Annotated in this window: 15 protein-coding genes; 12 read left to right on the top strand and 3 right to left on the bottom strand. The window is 57.4% G+C overall.

The window, feature by feature from the left end:
- Positions 1 to 60: 60 nt before the first annotated feature.
- The 9 genes from V9G17_16205 (at position 61) to V9G17_16165 (ending at position 7,853) form a co-directional block, all read left to right on the top strand.
- The gene (locus tag V9G17_16205; protein ID MEI2754137.1) at positions 61 to 1,836 is read left to right on the top strand and encodes an ATP-binding protein; all 1,776 of its coding nucleotides are present in this window, start codon (positions 61 to 63) and stop codon (positions 1,834 to 1,836) included.
- Positions 1,837 to 1,860: 24 nt separating this feature from the next.
- Positions 1,861 to 2,322, top strand: a complete 462-nt coding sequence (locus V9G17_16200; protein ID MEI2754136.1) for a response regulator — start codon at positions 1,861 to 1,863, stop codon at positions 2,320 to 2,322.
- Entirely contained in the window at positions 2,319 to 4,553 is a 2,235-nt protein-coding gene (locus tag V9G17_16195) for a PAS domain S-box protein (GenBank protein ID MEI2754135.1), read from the top strand. Before V9G17_16200 ends, V9G17_16195 begins: the two co-directional genes overlap by 4 nt.
- 78 nt (positions 4,554 to 4,631) lie before the next feature.
- Entirely contained in the window at positions 4,632 to 5,276 is a 645-nt protein-coding gene (locus tag V9G17_16190) for a response regulator transcription factor (GenBank protein MEI2754134.1), read from the top strand.
- A gap of 271 nt (positions 5,277 to 5,547) precedes the next feature.
- Positions 5,548 to 5,835 carry a hypothetical protein gene (locus tag V9G17_16185; protein ID MEI2754133.1) on the top strand — a complete coding sequence of 96 codons (288 nt, stop codon included), beginning with the start codon at positions 5,548 to 5,550 and terminating at the stop codon, positions 5,833 to 5,835.
- A gap of 15 nt (positions 5,836 to 5,850) precedes the next feature.
- The gene (locus V9G17_16180; protein MEI2754132.1) at positions 5,851 to 6,282 is read left to right on the top strand and encodes a hypothetical protein; all 432 of its coding nucleotides are present in this window, start codon (positions 5,851 to 5,853) and stop codon (positions 6,280 to 6,282) included.
- Positions 6,283 to 6,337: 55 nt separating this feature from the next.
- A complete protein-coding gene (locus V9G17_16175) occupies positions 6,338 to 6,649 on the top strand; it encodes a DUF2934 domain-containing protein (GenBank protein MEI2754131.1) in 312 nt (103 codons plus the stop codon).
- A gap of 55 nt (positions 6,650 to 6,704) precedes the next feature.
- Positions 6,705 to 7,109: a hypothetical protein gene (locus tag V9G17_16170; protein MEI2754130.1), complete on the top strand. Its 405-nt coding sequence runs from the start codon at positions 6,705 to 6,707 to the stop codon at positions 7,107 to 7,109.
- A 21-nt stretch (positions 7,110 to 7,130) separates the two neighbouring features.
- Positions 7,131 to 7,853, top strand: a complete 723-nt coding sequence (locus V9G17_16165; GenBank protein ID MEI2754129.1) for a response regulator transcription factor — start codon at positions 7,131 to 7,133, stop codon at positions 7,851 to 7,853.
- Positions 7,854 to 7,932: 79 nt separating this feature from the next.
- Here V9G17_16165 and V9G17_16160 read toward each other — a convergent pair whose 3' ends face one another.
- The gene (locus tag V9G17_16160; protein ID MEI2754128.1) at positions 7,933 to 8,517 is read right to left on the bottom strand and encodes an ABC transporter substrate-binding protein; all 585 of its coding nucleotides are present in this window, start codon (positions 8,515 to 8,517) and stop codon (positions 7,933 to 7,935) included.
- 236 nt (positions 8,518 to 8,753) lie between these two features.
- Here V9G17_16160 and V9G17_16155 point away from each other — a divergent pair, with 236 nt between their 5' ends.
- A complete protein-coding gene (locus V9G17_16155) occupies positions 8,754 to 10,004 on the top strand; it encodes a murein transglycosylase domain-containing protein (protein MEI2754127.1) in 1,251 nt (416 codons plus the stop codon).
- A 74-nt stretch (positions 10,005 to 10,078) separates the two neighbouring features.
- Positions 10,079 to 11,677 (top strand): hypothetical protein, encoded by a 1,599-nt coding sequence (locus tag V9G17_16150; protein MEI2754126.1) that lies wholly within the window; start codon positions 10,079 to 10,081, stop codon positions 11,675 to 11,677.
- Here the strand turns inward: V9G17_16150 and V9G17_16145 are convergent.
- Together V9G17_16145 and V9G17_16140 are read right to left on the bottom strand one after the other, a co-directional pair.
- A complete protein-coding gene (locus tag V9G17_16145; GenBank protein MEI2754125.1) occupies positions 11,652 to 12,752 on the bottom strand; it encodes a glycosyltransferase family 2 protein in 1,101 nt (366 codons plus the stop codon). The two genes, V9G17_16150 and V9G17_16145, sit on opposite strands and share 26 nt — an antisense overlap.
- 142 nt (positions 12,753 to 12,894) lie before the next feature.
- A complete protein-coding gene (locus tag V9G17_16140) occupies positions 12,895 to 13,620 on the bottom strand; it encodes a sterol desaturase family protein (GenBank protein ID MEI2754124.1) in 726 nt (241 codons plus the stop codon).
- A gap of 516 nt (positions 13,621 to 14,136) precedes the next feature.
- On the opposite strand from V9G17_16140, the gene V9G17_16135 reads away from it, so the two are divergent.
- Positions 14,137 to 14,628 carry a hypothetical protein gene (locus V9G17_16135; GenBank protein ID MEI2754123.1) on the top strand — a complete coding sequence of 164 codons (492 nt, stop codon included), beginning with the start codon at positions 14,137 to 14,139 and terminating at the stop codon, positions 14,626 to 14,628.
- Positions 14,629 to 14,661: the final 33 nt, after the last annotated feature.

Genomic DNA, 14,661 nt, shown 5'->3' with positions numbered 1-14,661 from the left:
GTATCCATAATACGGTGTATGATACTAAGGTCTTACCCTTTATACCCCTGACACAAGATTATGATGGACACCGGGCTGAACAACGCCCCCACCAAAGCTGGCGCCGTATCAGACAGCAGCAGATCGACCCAAGGGGGCCTCCCGTTGGTCCTACTCCTCTGTTTTGTCATTGCGACGGCACTGGGGCTCTATGCGTTGTCGTTCCTGCGGGGGGTGCTGGTCTCGGAACGGGGCAGAGAATTGGCCATGAATGCCGCCACGGTCGCAGATACCCTCGACCGCGTCATGTTCGAACGGTACGGCGATATCCAACTATTTGCGAAGGACGGCATCCTGCGGGACGGCACCCAACCTCAACAGACCGCCCGGCTCCTGGACTATAAACAACTCTATCAATATTACTCCTGGCTGGGAGTCGCGGATGAGCGCGGGCAACTCCTGGCCGCCACCGACACGTTGCCCGCGCAGGGCACGCAAGGCTTGAACCCCGAGTCGTTTGAGTTGGTGCGAAGGACAGGGCAGATTCACTTTGAAGACATGCGCCCCTCCTCCACCTCGCAGAGAACGATGGCCATCGGGTTCACGGCGCCGATCTATGGCCCCAAAGGGGAGTTTCGTGGGGTGGTGGCCACACGAGTGCCCTTTGAGAATCTTCAGCCGATTTTCGAGCAGGAAGGCAGGCTGCGATACGGAACGTTGGCCTACGACTGGCTGCTGCTCGACCGAGAGGGGACGATCCTCAGCGAAAAAGAGCGACCCTCGAATCTGAACAGCAGTCCGGTGAAGGTAGAGTTGCCTTCGCAAGCCCAAGCCGTCGCCGATCGGGACCACCCCGGTTTCATACAAGAAACCCATCGTCGTCGAGGAAACGCCGTCGTCACCGGCTATGCATGGACCCGAGGGTATCGTAACTTTCACGGATTCGACTGGCTGGTCTTGTTTCGCTTGGACCGCGACCAGGTCTACGCCCCGGTCGATCGACTGATATGGATGGTGGGAGGAATCGGATTACTGGTCATCCTCCCCCTCACCGGCTACGGCATCTGGGTCTCGTGGGAACTGGGACGCGAGAGAAATGACCTGGTCGAGGCGCGACACAAGTTAGAGGAGTCCGTAGCGGAACTCGGCCGTTCTAATGCCGACCTCCAACAGTTCGCCTATGTGGCGTCGCACGACTTGCAGGAACCCCTCCGCATGGTGAGCAGCTATACGCAACTCATCGCAAAGCGTTACAAGGGAAAACTCGATGCGGATGCAGATGAATTTATCGCCTTTGCCGTGGACGGCGCCAATCGCATGCAACGGCTCATTCAAGACCTCTTGGCCTATTCGCGAGTCAAAACGGGAGGCCGACAATTCGAACCGACCGCCATGGAGACAGTCCTCAAAGCTGCGCTGGCCAACCTCACGAACGCTGTCGCGGAGAGCCACGCCGTCATCACCCACGACTCGTTGCCGGCGGTGATGGGTGATGAAAAACAATTGGCGCAACTGTTCCAAAATCTGCTGAGCAATGCCGTCAAATTCAGAGGCCCACAACCGCTGCACATACACATCTCCGCGAAGCAAGCCGACGGCGAATGGTTGTTTGCCGTTCGCGATAACGGCATCGGCATCGATCCAGAATATGCGGATCGGATTTTTGTCATTTTTCAGCGTCTCCACACGAGAGAAGAGTACCCGGGGACCGGCATCGGTCTGGCTATTTGCAAGAAGATCGTCGAACGGCATGGCGGACGTATGTGGGTAGAATCCGACCGCGGCAAGGGAGCGACGTTTTATTTCACCCTGCGCGATGAAGCCCCCGCCCCATCGACGCAGAGGCTCAATCGCTAACGGGAAGGAAGGAGCAGGAGTGGTATGACACCTGAGTTGGTCAAGCCCATCGAGATTCTACTGGTTGAGGATAACCCCGGCGATGTTCGCCTGACCATGGAAGCGTTGAAGGAAGCCAAGGTCGTGAACCATCTGACCGTGCTGAAAGACGGTGAGGAAGCCTTGACCTATCTGCGCCGGCAGGGATCCTACGCCAACGCGACGCGCCCCCACCTCATCCTGCTCGACTTGAATCTGCCTCGAAAAGACGGTCGAGAGGTGTTAGCTCAAATCAAAGCCGAGGAGCCGCTCAAACGCATTCCGGTAGTCGTGCTGACGACCTCGGACGACGAACAGGATGTCCTGAAGAGCTACAACCTTCACGCCAACTGCTATATCACGAAGCCGGTCGATCTCGATCAGTTCATTCGAGTGGTGCGATCCATCGAAGATTTCTGGCTCGGGATCGTCGTGCTGCCGGTCCCACCACAAAACGGAACCAGGTGAGCACCAGTCCCACACATATCTTGTTGGTGGAAGACAATGTCCGAGATGCTCGTCTGCTGCGAGAGCTCTTGGCGGACACCGGTCCCGACCGGTTTACCCTCAGGCATGTCGAGCAACTCGATGCCGGCATCCGATGCCTGACTCAGGCCACGTTCGACATCATTCTTCTGGATCTCTGGTTGCCGGACAGCCAAGGGGCGGAGACGCTCGTCAAGATGCACGCGGCAGCGCAGGGAATTCCGATCGTGCTGATGACCGGCTTAGAAGATGAAGAATTGGGACTGCAGCTCATCCAGGCGGGAGCCCAGGACTATCTCGTAAAAGGACAAGTCACGGCAGCACTCCTGACCCGCGCCCTGACATACGCCGTCGAACGCAAGCGGTTGGTGGAACAATTCCGGGCAAACACGAATTTCCTTCAATCCGTGCTGGACAATATGGCTGAAGGCGTGGTGATGGCCGACCACAAGGGGGAGTTCCAAGTATGGAACAAAGCCGCCGAACGGATCCTGGGAAGCGGCCCAACTGATGTGGGCATTGGCAAATGGTCCGAACATTACGCGCTCTTCCTCCCGGACAAGATCACTCCCTATCCAGCGGAAGATTTGCCGCTGGCAAGGGCGATCCGCGGAGAATCCGTCACCGACGCCTTGCTCGCTCTCCGTCGGCCGGATCGTCACGAAGTGGTCTGGCTCAGTGTCAGTACCCGACCCTTGTTGAATGAAACCGGACACCTGACCGGAGGCGTCGCCGTATTTCGCGACATCACGGCAGCCAAGCAGACCGAGGAGGCCCTACGGGACAGCGAAGAACGGTTCAGAGCGATTATGGACCATAGCCCAGCCCTGATTTTCATCAAAGACCTCGCCGGACGCTATCTCCAGGCAAACCGACAATTTGAAACCATTTCCCATCTGTCCCCAGAGAATCTCGTCGGCAAAACCGACGAGGAAATCTTCCCTCCTGAACAAGCCGCCGCATTTCGCGGCAACGACCGCAAGGTCTTCGAGACCGGAGAACCCATGCGATTCGAAGAATCGGCGCTCCATGACGACGGCCTCCACACCAGCATCGTCGTCAAGTTTCCCCTGCGCAATGTCCAGAATCACTGCTACGCTTTGTGCGGCATCGCAACCGATATTACGGACCGACAGCGAGCCGAAGAAGCCCGACAACGGCTCGCCAAGGATTGGTTGCTGTTGCTGGAATCCACCGGGGAAGGGATTTATGGCATCGACCGACAAGGTCGCTGCACATTCATCAATTCAGCCGCGGCGCGCATGCTGGGATATCTCCCGGACGAGCTCCTCGGCCAAGATATGCATGAGCGCATCCATCACTCGTTCCAGGATGGCAGGGCATATCCCCATTCGGACTGTCGCATCGAGGAGACGCTCGAATACGGGAAAGGCCAGAAGGTCGATGATGAAGTCTACTGGCGCAAGGACGGGACGGCCTTTCAGATCGAATACTCCTCCTTCCCTGTCCTGGAGCAGAACCGTATCACAGGGGCCGTGGTGGTGTTTCTTGACATCACCGCACGCAAACGGGCCGAGCAACAACTGACCTTCTCGCACGATCAACTCAGAAAGCTGAGCGCCCGGCTGGAATCGGTACGGGAGGAGGAACGTATTTTCATTGCCCGTGAGATCCATGACGAATTGGGGCAAGCGTTGACCGGCGTGAAACTCGAACTCTGCCTGTTACGCGACCAGATCTCCGACGTCTCTCCTGCGATGCTACCAAGACTGGAGTCGATTTCCACGCTGGTCGACGGCACGATCCAGTCGGTCCGACGCATCGCCACAGAATTACGCCCTGTGGTCCTCGACCAACTCGGCCTCATTCCTGCCATCGAATGGCAGGCCCATGAATTTCAAACACGCACCGGGATCCAATGCACACTCGACGTCTGCCTTCGCGCGGTCACGTTGTCTCATGCCGGCTCGACGGCCATGTTCAGGATTTTCCAGGAGATCCTCACCAATGTGGCTCGCCATGCTCAAGCGTCCGTCGTCCATATCACCCTTCAAGAGCAGGCCGGCAGCCTTGTCCTGGAGGTGCGTGACAACGGACGTGGTGTCACCGATGCTGAATTGTCCGACCCACGTTCCCTGGGCTTAGTAGGAATGCGGGAGCGAGCCTTGCTGCTGGGAGGTGAAACCCTCTTTTCATGGAGTCCCGGCAGAGGCACGACGGTAAGAGTCCGGATTCCTCTTGATCAGCCGTAGTCGGTCCGTCGCCGAGGAGCGACACAGAGTACTGCGCGCCTCCCCGCTCAGTCGAACTATCGGAAGGAGAAATGTGCCGTGACAAGAATTCTCGTCGTGGACGATCACGCCGTCGTCCGACAGGGTGTCAAACAAATTCTCAGCGAACAGTTCCATGGAGCGATCCTCGGCGAAGCGGACAACGCGGAAGAGATGATCGCGCAGGTGGGGAAGCACAGTTGGGATATTGTGATTCTCGATGTCGGCATGCCCGGAAAGAGTGGACTCGACGCGCTCAAGGAGCTCAAGCTGGCCCGGCCGAAACTCCCGGTCCTCGTCCTGAGCGGCTATCCGGAAGACCAACTGGCGCTACGGATGCTGAAAGCGGGCGCGGCCGGCTACCTGTCGAAAGACAGTGCGCCGAACGAACTCGTGCAAGCGCTTCGAAAGATCCTGGGCGGCGGCAAATTCGTGAGCACGGCAGTGGCGGAACTCCTCGCGCAAAATCTGGAGAGTGATTGGGAGAAACCTCTGCACGAGCAATTGTCTGATCGCGAGTACCAGGTCATGTGTTTAATCGCGGTGGGAAAGCACTTGAAAGACATCGCGGATGATTTGTGCGTCGGCATCAGCACTATCAATACCTACCGGGCACGCATTCTCGAAAAAATGCAACTGAAGAACAACACCGAATTGACGCATTACGCGATCGCACATCGTCTCGTAAACCGGCTCGTCAAGTGAAGGCCTTCATCCTCTCGTAATTGCCTCTCCGTGCCCGCGCCACACACTCCCTGCGTCACATAAACGTCGACACACGCCGCCAACAAAACGGCGACGCGTAAATTGCGTAAAGGGCTATGCTTCCCGGAACCTTCTTCCGGTAGAGATAACCACGTCGCGGCGTGCTGCTTTTAAAGGCAAAACGCACCATTGATCGCACGAGAGACTCAGGCGGCATGGTGAAGCTGATCTCTCCCTACAACTCAGACGCTGACCGGGCAGAGGGGATGACATGACCAGGCTCTATGAGACAGCGGCCCTCATGATCCAAGAGCTGGAACAACAGGGCCCCTGCACACTGGATACGCTGGCCTATCGGCTCCCCACCTGTAGCTGGAACCAGGTGTTTATGGCGGTGGATGTCCTGTCGCGGGAAGGAACGATCACCCTTCACCCTCGCGCTCGTTGCCAATACCTGGTCTCCCTCGCGTCTGTCCACACACAAACCTGGCACCCATTCGATCCCGGCAGGCGTGCAGCGGAGAATCGACGGAGTACCAACGGTTCGTACGGGAGATGAAAAGGAGGTCGACACATGAGCGCTACCATCCACAACACCAAGCAGACCGGAAGATCCCGTGTCATGATCGTCGATTCTGAATTCCAGTTCGGCCTCAAACTGGCCGATTGCCTAGCTACCAACGGGTACCACGCAGTCCTCGTTCGAGACCTTCACTCCATGCTCACGGAGCTCAGGGAGATACAGCCGGAGGCCATCCTGTTGAGCGTTGACTCTGGCGATGAGCAAGAGCGCATCGCTGAACTCGACAGCCTTCGGGCACTCAACGATCTCTGGCCACAGACACCGGTACTGACGGTCGTCGAACCGGTGGGAGACGCAGCGGTTGCGCTCTCCCCACCACAAGACGCTCGCCAAAGTCTCCCGACTCCGCTCGCGCACCATCGTGTCGAGGAGCTGCTGCGCGCACAGCTCGGTATTCCATGCATATACGCATCTCTGACGTGACACGCACGTATCGGAACACGACGCACTCACTCGACTTCACCAGGGAGGATTCGAAATGACACAGCGACGGATGCGGGCCATCGAAGACAGCGACCGGGTAACGAGTCGGCCCCCGATGAGACGGGAGACGGCGGCACAAGCGCGGTCGGGTCCTGAGCAGTCGCCACAGCAGGTCGACAGCGATAGGACGACCGAGGAAATCAGGACACGCATCCAAACGCTGGCCTATGAGCTCTACCAGCAACGAGGGGGGCAGGACGGGTATGACCGTCAAGACTGGCTGGAGGCCGAACGATTGACGCTCGCAGAACCAACGCGCGCGCGCCAGGACGGAGTCGGCCGTCTCCCGACCTCGTCCCATGCGTAACGCTTAGAACGATGAGAAGACCGCACACAGCAGATTCTGTACGGAGAACAGAACGATGCTCTGCCCAATCGCCAATTGCGGTCAACTGATGGAACCTGATTATCGCGCCGGCTATGACGCACGCACCGGCCTGGAATGCCTCCACTGTGGACACTGCGGACATCGTGGATTGCGGGCCAGAGACGGGATGCAGTTGTTGTTCACCGGGCAACATGAATACGTCTTCAGCTATGGTCCGTCCCTCTCCTATCTCAAAATCGTGTTGTCGACGGTTGCGCTGAATCTATTCAGAACTCAAGGCCTGGAGCCGGCTCGGCTGGCCACCCATGTCGCCGAATGGGCACTCCTTATGGGACAAGTCTGTGGCACGATTCGCCTTTCAGGCGACTTCATGCTGTCCAGCTGTTACGAGTATTGCCGGCGGCAGACGGTGAACCACTCCGGCGTCTCATCGAGCTAAGTCTGCGAATCCGAGGTCTGATTGATTCACGAACCAGAATCAGCCGCGCCACTTATTACCATCGCAATTGCCAGCCGGAATCAGCTCCTGCGGCTGGGCCTACGAACCCTCATCGCACCGCACCAGCACCTCCGGCTGATCGGAGAAGCGACACACACGCTACAGACGATGAGAATCATCGCGCAAGAGAAACCGCAGTTGCTCATCATTGAGCCGGAGCCTGGCATGAACATCATCCGGCTGGTTCAAGAGGTGAAGGCTTCTCTCCCGACCATACGAATCATCGCGCTGCATGGAATTGAAGATAGCCACTGCGGGGCGGACGCCTTGTCATCGGGACTGGACGGTATGGTACTGACCATCCAACCCTGGGCCGTCCTGCTTGCCACCATCGAGTACCTCGGTCGGCTTCCGGCGAAGGTAGCGCGCTGTCATCCTTGCGAGCCAAGCCCGTTGCAGAACACCGATTCAGCCACCGACAGTTACCAACGGATCCCCGTTCTGTCGAATTGGTCCGAGAACCTCACTAAACGGGAGAAGGACATCATCAGATTGATTGGAAAGGGCCTATCCAACAAAGACATCGCCTGTCGTCTCAGCATTTGCAGCACGACCGTGCGCCATCACCTCACCAGTATTTTCGGCAAACTTGAGGTGCGCAGCCGCCAACAGCTCTTGATCCGAGCGTATGACTACGGCCTCATCACACTCCGCGCGAATGGTCCTCTCAGGGAACAAGGCTAGGGAGCATCCAGCTGATATGAACCGGGTAGATAGCAAGTAAGGCGGGAACCGGCACCCCAAAAATCGCGATGCCCATCCTCTAGGCAACGACGGTTTTCTGTTTGAGGTATTCCATGAGATCGGAAAAGGATCCCTCGCGAAGGATACGCGTAAACTGGGCCTGATATTTGGCCATAATGCTGGAACCGTCGATGCTGATGTCGTTGACAAGCCAGGCCCCGGATCGCTGGACGACGTGAACTTCAATCCGTGTATCGACCTGCGCTCCAGCCGGAGCGATCACCACATACGTCCCGCCGACATCGTCCCGCTCAGCAAGATAGGCTACTTGGGCGACAGAATAGTCTCGCAGGTGGTCAGCCAAATCGTCGCGTAACACCTGCACAAACAGTCGCACAAACTGCCGTCGTGCGGCAGCATTCGACTTGACCCCGGTCTCCCCCAGGGAACGTTCGGCCATTTCTTCATAGTTGAACGCCCGTCGAACCACCTGCTCAATTTCCCATTGGCGCTGAGTCGACCGGCTCACATCCTTCAACTCCGTCAGGATATACAACATATCCTTCATCGTGCGCTCGACCGCCTCCGTAGGCGTCTGTCCTGCCCACGAAGCGGTGGCATGGCCGGAGACCGCCGTCAACATCACAGCAAGTAGGCACACCATCAGGCCCCGGACGGACGTCAAAATCAAAGAACGGGGATACCTGAGGCTGACACATCTGTCGTTCATACGTTCTGCCTTCCAATAATCTCTGCCAATGACCGTTCATGGTACCGGCCGCCAAAACCGAGCGTCAAGCACGTGGATATACCTGTACGACCTGCCGACTACTCAGGCCCTGACGGCCCCATTGAGAGATTTTATTTTCCTCTCTGGGGAACCTTCGGTATACTCGCGCCATGTCCCGTCGACGAATGCCTCTCCTGCTGCTGAGTCTTTCCATTCCTGCTCTCTTTTCAGGCTGTGAAACAACCGACAAGATGCTCGGCGCCGCCGAACGAGCCGTCGGCAGCAGCACGGGACGCACCGTCCTCGATATCGTCGGGGGCAAGGATCCGGCCGAAATCGCCCGACGACGCGTCGAAAATTACGGGCGGGACCCCCAAGCCCTGTTGCGGGATCTGCGATCGATCCAGCGAGACTTTCAAACGCTCATGGCGGCGTTGACGGGAGAGGTCGGGAAGAAGTGGGGCACCAAGGACGTCAAACTGCCCGAGCAGAAAAAGTATGTAAAGTATACCCAGAACTACCGCAGTCGGGCCATTGTGGATTTCGATGCAGGTACCATCCTGATCGAGACGCTGGACGAGAAGGATCCGCGGGCCAGCCTGAAAAACGCGGTCGTGACCACCCTCCTCACCCCCAACGACCCACGTAGCGTCGATCTGTTTACGGATAAAGAAATCACCCTGACCAGCGACAAAGAACCGTACCTCCTGGGCCTCGTGTTGGATCAGTCCGGAAAGCCGGTGCGCACACCCGCGGACGCGGAACAGTTTGCCGACACGCTCCTCGCGAAGAACACGACCACCCGCAAGATCGACCAGGAAGGGGGATCGAGAACCGCCCACATGGTCACGATCTCTATGGTGACGAATTTCTCGCACAAACAAGCGGAGAAATATCGGACGGTCGTCGGCCAGTTTGCGGAGCGGTTCCAAATCAGTCCCAGCCTTGTGTTTGCCATCATCCGCACCGAAAGTAACTTCAACCCCTTTGCCGTCAGTTCTGCACCGGCGTACGGGTTGATGCAATTGGTCCCCACCAGCGGAGGACGGGACGCGTACCGAAAGGCCAAAGGTGAGGACAAGGCGCCCTCGCGCGACTACCTCTTCGATCCGGACAACAACATCGAATTGGGAACGGCCTATCTCAACGTGCTGACGTACACCCAATTGGACGATGTGACTGACCCAGTCTCGCGTGAATACTGCGTGATCTCCGCCTACAACACCGGCGCCGGCAACGTATTCAAAACCTTTTCCAAAGATCAGCGCGGCGCCTTGCAACAGATCAATGCCCTACAGCCGGCGGCCCTCTACGACCGCCTCCGCAGCGGACTTCCCTACCAGGAGACTCGCGACTACCTGGCAAAAGTCGTGGGATTCCGCAAACAGTTTGTCACCATCGGCGAGTCAGGATCTAAATAACCGGGGATTCAGCGACAGAGATCCTCCCTTCTTCCCATCGATCGGAGACGCTCTCCATTGCCATCGCCACTGCCATGCCGAACCGAATAGCAATCCTCATCAGCGCAGCACTACTGCTGATACTCGCCCTCATCCCGGTCCTCTCCGTGCAGATCCCTCCCCTCTCAGACTATCCCAACCACATGGCACGTATGCACATTTTGGCCGACGGAGGGCAGAATCCCTTCCTGCGGGAATATTATGCGATCCACTGGGATCTGCTGCCCAATCTCGCCATGGACCTCATTGTTCCTCCACTGCTGTCGATCCTGTCGCCTGAATCGGCGGGGAGACTCTTCATCGGCTGGTTATTCGCCGGCTTGATGAGCGGCACCATCGCACTGCACTACGCCTTGCACCGCCGCTGGTCTCCATGGCCATTATTGGGATACTTCTTTCTCTATAACAGCGTCTTCCTGTGGGGGTTTTTGAACTACCTCTTCGGCCTCAGCCTGGCGTTGCCGGCCATCGCCTTGTGGCTGCTCCTGCGCAACCGTCCTGCCGCACTGGTCATCCCACTGTTCTCCTGCATCACGATCATCCTGTTCTTTGCGCATCTGTTCGCATTCGGCGTATGGGCCATGATCGTGCTCAGCTACGAAGGCAACCACTGGTGGAGAGACCGTCAAACAGGGACCCCGCATGAGGCCCATCTGTTCTGGAAAGTTGTGCCACCGCTCGCGCTCCCGCTCCTCCTCCTGACACTCTCTCCGACATTCAGACCCACAACTCCAAGCGACTATCCAAACTGGCTCAGAGGAGCGCCCCCTCGCCCTAGCATCACCTTCGCCCCCCTCAACACCAGGCTTGAAGCGCTCAAAGGGACGATTCGTACACCACAAACAAACTTGGATCGAGTCACTGCCGTGCTGTTATTCGGATTGGTTGGAACCGGACTGGCGCTCCGACAATGCCGCATTCTGCCGTCCATGTACCTGCCGCTCGCCGTGACGGCGGCGGTCGCATTAGCCATGCCGTCGACGATCGGCACCACCGGACTCGCGGAGATTCGCATGCCGATCGTGTTTCTACTCCTGCTGGTAGCTGCGTCAGACTGGTCTACCCTACGGCGCCGCTGGCTTATCCCAGTTGCCCTGGCACTCATCGCGCTGTTTGTGATCCGGCTGGGAGTCATCACGGAACACTGGCGAGAAACGGATCGGCACTATCGACAATTTCTGGAGGCGCTGGATCACGTGCCGGAAGGAAGTCGTCTGTTCTCCGGGCTGGTTCGCCCCGATGTCAATTCGGCCATGGAAGGCAGCGAGCCCGATCCGATGCCGATGAATGCCCTCACCTGCTGGGGTATCATTCGACGATCGTTGTTCGTCTCCAACCTTTTTTCAGCCCCAGGCCAACAGCCGGTCCGGTTAACCACGGCCTATCGCCAGATGCTGACCGCGGAAGAGTTCATAGCCCAATCGCGCCCGCTCCCCTGGGACCAGATTGGAACCGACTATGATTTCGTGGTCGTTCGAAAAGGACATCGGTTCGCGCGCACCATCCCGGCGACCTTTACCGCCACAGAATCAGGCGAGATGTTTCAGTTCTATCGCACCCCCAGGAGGGAATCGGCCACGCCAGGAACCGAGAGGCTCGGCGGAGCCGTTACCGGGATTTTGCTTTCCAGGTGATGGACGACGTGGCCGCATAATTCCACACCGTTCCGACGAGAATCCCCACGAGTGCGGATACCCCCCAGTTGAAATTCTGGGTGAAGAGATAGGACGCCACACCGACATTTCCGACCGCGCCCAGACTACAGACCAGTACAAACGTCAGCCAGCCCCGTACCCACTGCCACCCGCGTAACCGCTGGTCTCGGTAGGTGATGACATTGTTCAAAATGAAATTGGTCGTCATGGCGACCAATGTTGCAATGCCCTGTCCCCAGACAAACGGCCATGCCAACCATCGATAGACGAGCAGCAACATGGCGAAGTGGATACCCACGCCCGAACCGCCGACCAACGCAAAAGTCACCAGCCTCACCGGCACGAAGCGCCCGATAGACTTGTCCAGGAGCAGCATGAAATAGTCCCACACGACCTGGCTATCGACTTTGCTTTCGCCGAACTGCCGCGTTCGGAATTCATAGGGGACCTCCTTGAACCTCAAGGGGCGGGGAGACGACGCAAAGAAATCCAGCAGCAGTTTGAACCCAAGACCGGACGTGTGCCGCACAAGCTGTTCGAACACCTCGCGGCGCAACGCAAAAAACCCGCTCATCGGATCCGTCAACTCTGCCGGCACCAGGGAACGACTGACGCGTGTGGCCCATTTGCTGGTCAATACCCGAAGACGATTCCAGTCACCCAGGCTGCCGCCGGCCACGTATCGGCTTCCGATTACCACGTCGTAGCCATCTTGCTTCAGCCACCGAAGCATTTCGGGGAGGATTCGCTCGTCATGCTGAAGATCCCCGTCCATGACCGCGACGAACGGCGCAGAGCTGGAAAGCATGCCCTCAATACAGGCGGACGATAACCCTCGACGCCCGATTCGCTGAAGACAGCGCACCCGATGATCGGCGCAAGCCAGATTACGGACAACCTCGGCCGTCCGATCCGGAGAATCATCGTCAACGACAATCAGCTCCCACTGCATCCCACCAAGACATTGTTCAAGCAGGTCTACAAGACGGACAATATTATCCCGCTCATTGAAGGTGGGGACGATGATAGATAATTCAGGCCCGGGGAGAAACACGCAGACGAACTCCTTTCCAGACGAAATCGAACTTACCCTCACGGCACGATTGGCTCAGAAACCTCATCGTTTCCACACCACTCGGTTGCGGCCCCCGTCCCGAGCGAGAGGCGCCTGCGCGCACAGACCCATATTCAGCCTCCTACACTCCGATTATCAGCCTCGCCGTAGACACTCGCTCGCCGAGACCGAAGGACAACTCACCTTTCACATCATCCGGATTGTAGTAGGTTCCGAACAGGCGATCCCAAACTGTCAGTAACGCCCCGAGATTTGTCATCTGATGGACGGGGTTTGAACTGTGATGAATCTGATGATACCGCGGAGTGACGAAGACCCATTCCAGCCACGAGGATCTCCAAGTCACATTCAGATGCATCCAATTGTTCCGAATAATGTGTTCGACCATAATCACCTGAAATGCCCATCCCGACGCCTCGTGCAGCAAGGGAAGCGCAATGATGTACGTCAGGTTGAACAGGGCGATATGCGGCATCGTGGCACGGATTCCAGCAAGCCAGTACAGCGAGGTCGGAAAATGGTGCCATCGGTGGATGGGCCAGACCGGCTTGGTATGCATGAGCCGATGCGCCCAATAGAGCCCGAAGTCCTCGACGATGTAGAAGAGCACCAACTTGACGACCGTCGGCAGATTGTACAGCGCAGCAGGCATGTAATTCGGAATCGGAATCCGATCCGTCACCTGGAGCACGACGAGAAACGAGACATTGTAGAAGCCCAACGCGATCAGATCCCGCCAGAATACAGACCGGTAGGGAATCGGACGTGCGGGAAATCGCCACTCAATGAGAAAACACAGGAGGCCGATACTCCAGAACAACAGATAGGGATACAGTACCTTATCCATAGGCCTCCATTTGGACGTCACACTTCATGAAGAACCTCACACCCGCGTGGCCTCGAACCTGTTTGCCGACATCGACGCGTACGCTTCCTCTCCTCTAGCCTCACCGGAGGTTACGTTTAGCCTACCCTATCGAAAACCTCCGCTGTTGCGAAACCCTTTGTCATATTCTGCATGTCCGCTCTAGACATCGATCTGCCGTGGGCCGATCGACTCGTCTCATTGATACCCACATCACCGGCCATCAATCTTCACCCAATTCCTGCTCACCGCGCCCCTTCAGGCAGACGATCAGCACCGTCTCATTTCACGCTATCACCGTTAACCTAAACGGTTACCAGAACGGCCCTGTGTGCGAAAATTATCTTATATCGATAATTCAACGTGTTGCGAATCGTATCTCCATCAACCATTAGGGCACAGCTATTGCTGTACCTACCAACCATGCAGCCCAACTGACCATACACTATCACTCACCCGGCGATATGCGTCCGGATACACCTCATGGAGGAGAACAACATGAATCGACACATCGCAACCTATTCCACCGTTGTCCTAGCTTGCGCCTGGGCGTTACTCGGACCCGCTCCCACCCAGGCAGCCACGGACACCATCGCGCCGGTCTCGTGGAGCAACAATCAAAAATCTCCCGCCTGGGCAGAGGAACTGCTCGGCCAGGTCGTGACCTACCAAACACTGGCCGAGAAAAACCTGATCCCGGGAACGTTTGAAGCCTATATCGAACAGATGCGAAAAGTGCGTGAACTGTACCGCACGGGAAATCGGCGAGCCACCTACGATGGCGTGAATCAGCTCATGGTCATGTTAGAAGCCAGGGTGGGAGGAATCGATGTGCACAGCGCCGACGCGTTGTGGGACTTCTGCTACCGCGTCACCCCGGATGAATACCATGCTCGCGATCGCCATGTCCGAGCAAAGGGGGCCGACGAAGTGCAGAAGCACGAAGAATTTATGCGGGACATGGAAGAACGAGCGTCAATGGCCTTCTAAGATTGGCTTCATCGATCTGTGGAATCTACGGCA

Source organism: Nitrospira sp. (genome assembly GCA_037045225.1).
Lineage (GTDB): Bacteria > Nitrospirota > Nitrospiria > Nitrospirales > Nitrospiraceae > Nitrospira_A.
Note: the sequence above shows the minus strand (reverse complement) of the source record. Positions and strands in the feature narration are given on the sequence as shown.

What these genes read in the sequence shown, in the direction of transcription:
- V9G17_16205 (MEI2754137.1), top strand. Translation starts at nt 61, where the DNA reads ATGATGGACACCGGGCTGAACAACGCCCCCACCAAAGCTGGCGCCGTA.
- V9G17_16140 (MEI2754124.1), bottom strand. Translation starts at nt 13,620, where the DNA reads ATGGATAAGGTACTGTATCCCTATCTGTTGTTCTGGAGTATCGGCCTC.
- V9G17_16200 (MEI2754136.1), top strand. Translation starts at nt 1,861, where the DNA reads ATGACACCTGAGTTGGTCAAGCCCATCGAGATTCTACTGGTTGAGGAT.
- V9G17_16150 (MEI2754126.1), top strand. Translation starts at nt 10,079, where the DNA reads ATGCCGAACCGAATAGCAATCCTCATCAGCGCAGCACTACTGCTGATA.
- V9G17_16185 (MEI2754133.1), top strand. Translation starts at nt 5,548, where the DNA reads ATGACCAGGCTCTATGAGACAGCGGCCCTCATGATCCAAGAGCTGGAA.
- V9G17_16135 (MEI2754123.1), top strand. Translation starts at nt 14,137, where the DNA reads ATGAATCGACACATCGCAACCTATTCCACCGTTGTCCTAGCTTGCGCC.
- V9G17_16160 (MEI2754128.1), bottom strand. Translation starts at nt 8,517, where the DNA reads ATGGTGTGCCTACTTGCTGTGATGTTGACGGCGGTCTCCGGCCATGCC.
- V9G17_16180 (MEI2754132.1), top strand. Translation starts at nt 5,851, where the DNA reads ATGAGCGCTACCATCCACAACACCAAGCAGACCGGAAGATCCCGTGTC.
- V9G17_16155 (MEI2754127.1), top strand. Translation starts at nt 8,754, where the DNA reads ATGTCCCGTCGACGAATGCCTCTCCTGCTGCTGAGTCTTTCCATTCCT.
- V9G17_16175 (MEI2754131.1), top strand. Translation starts at nt 6,338, where the DNA reads ATGACACAGCGACGGATGCGGGCCATCGAAGACAGCGACCGGGTAACG.
- V9G17_16170 (MEI2754130.1), top strand. Translation starts at nt 6,705, where the DNA reads ATGCTCTGCCCAATCGCCAATTGCGGTCAACTGATGGAACCTGATTAT.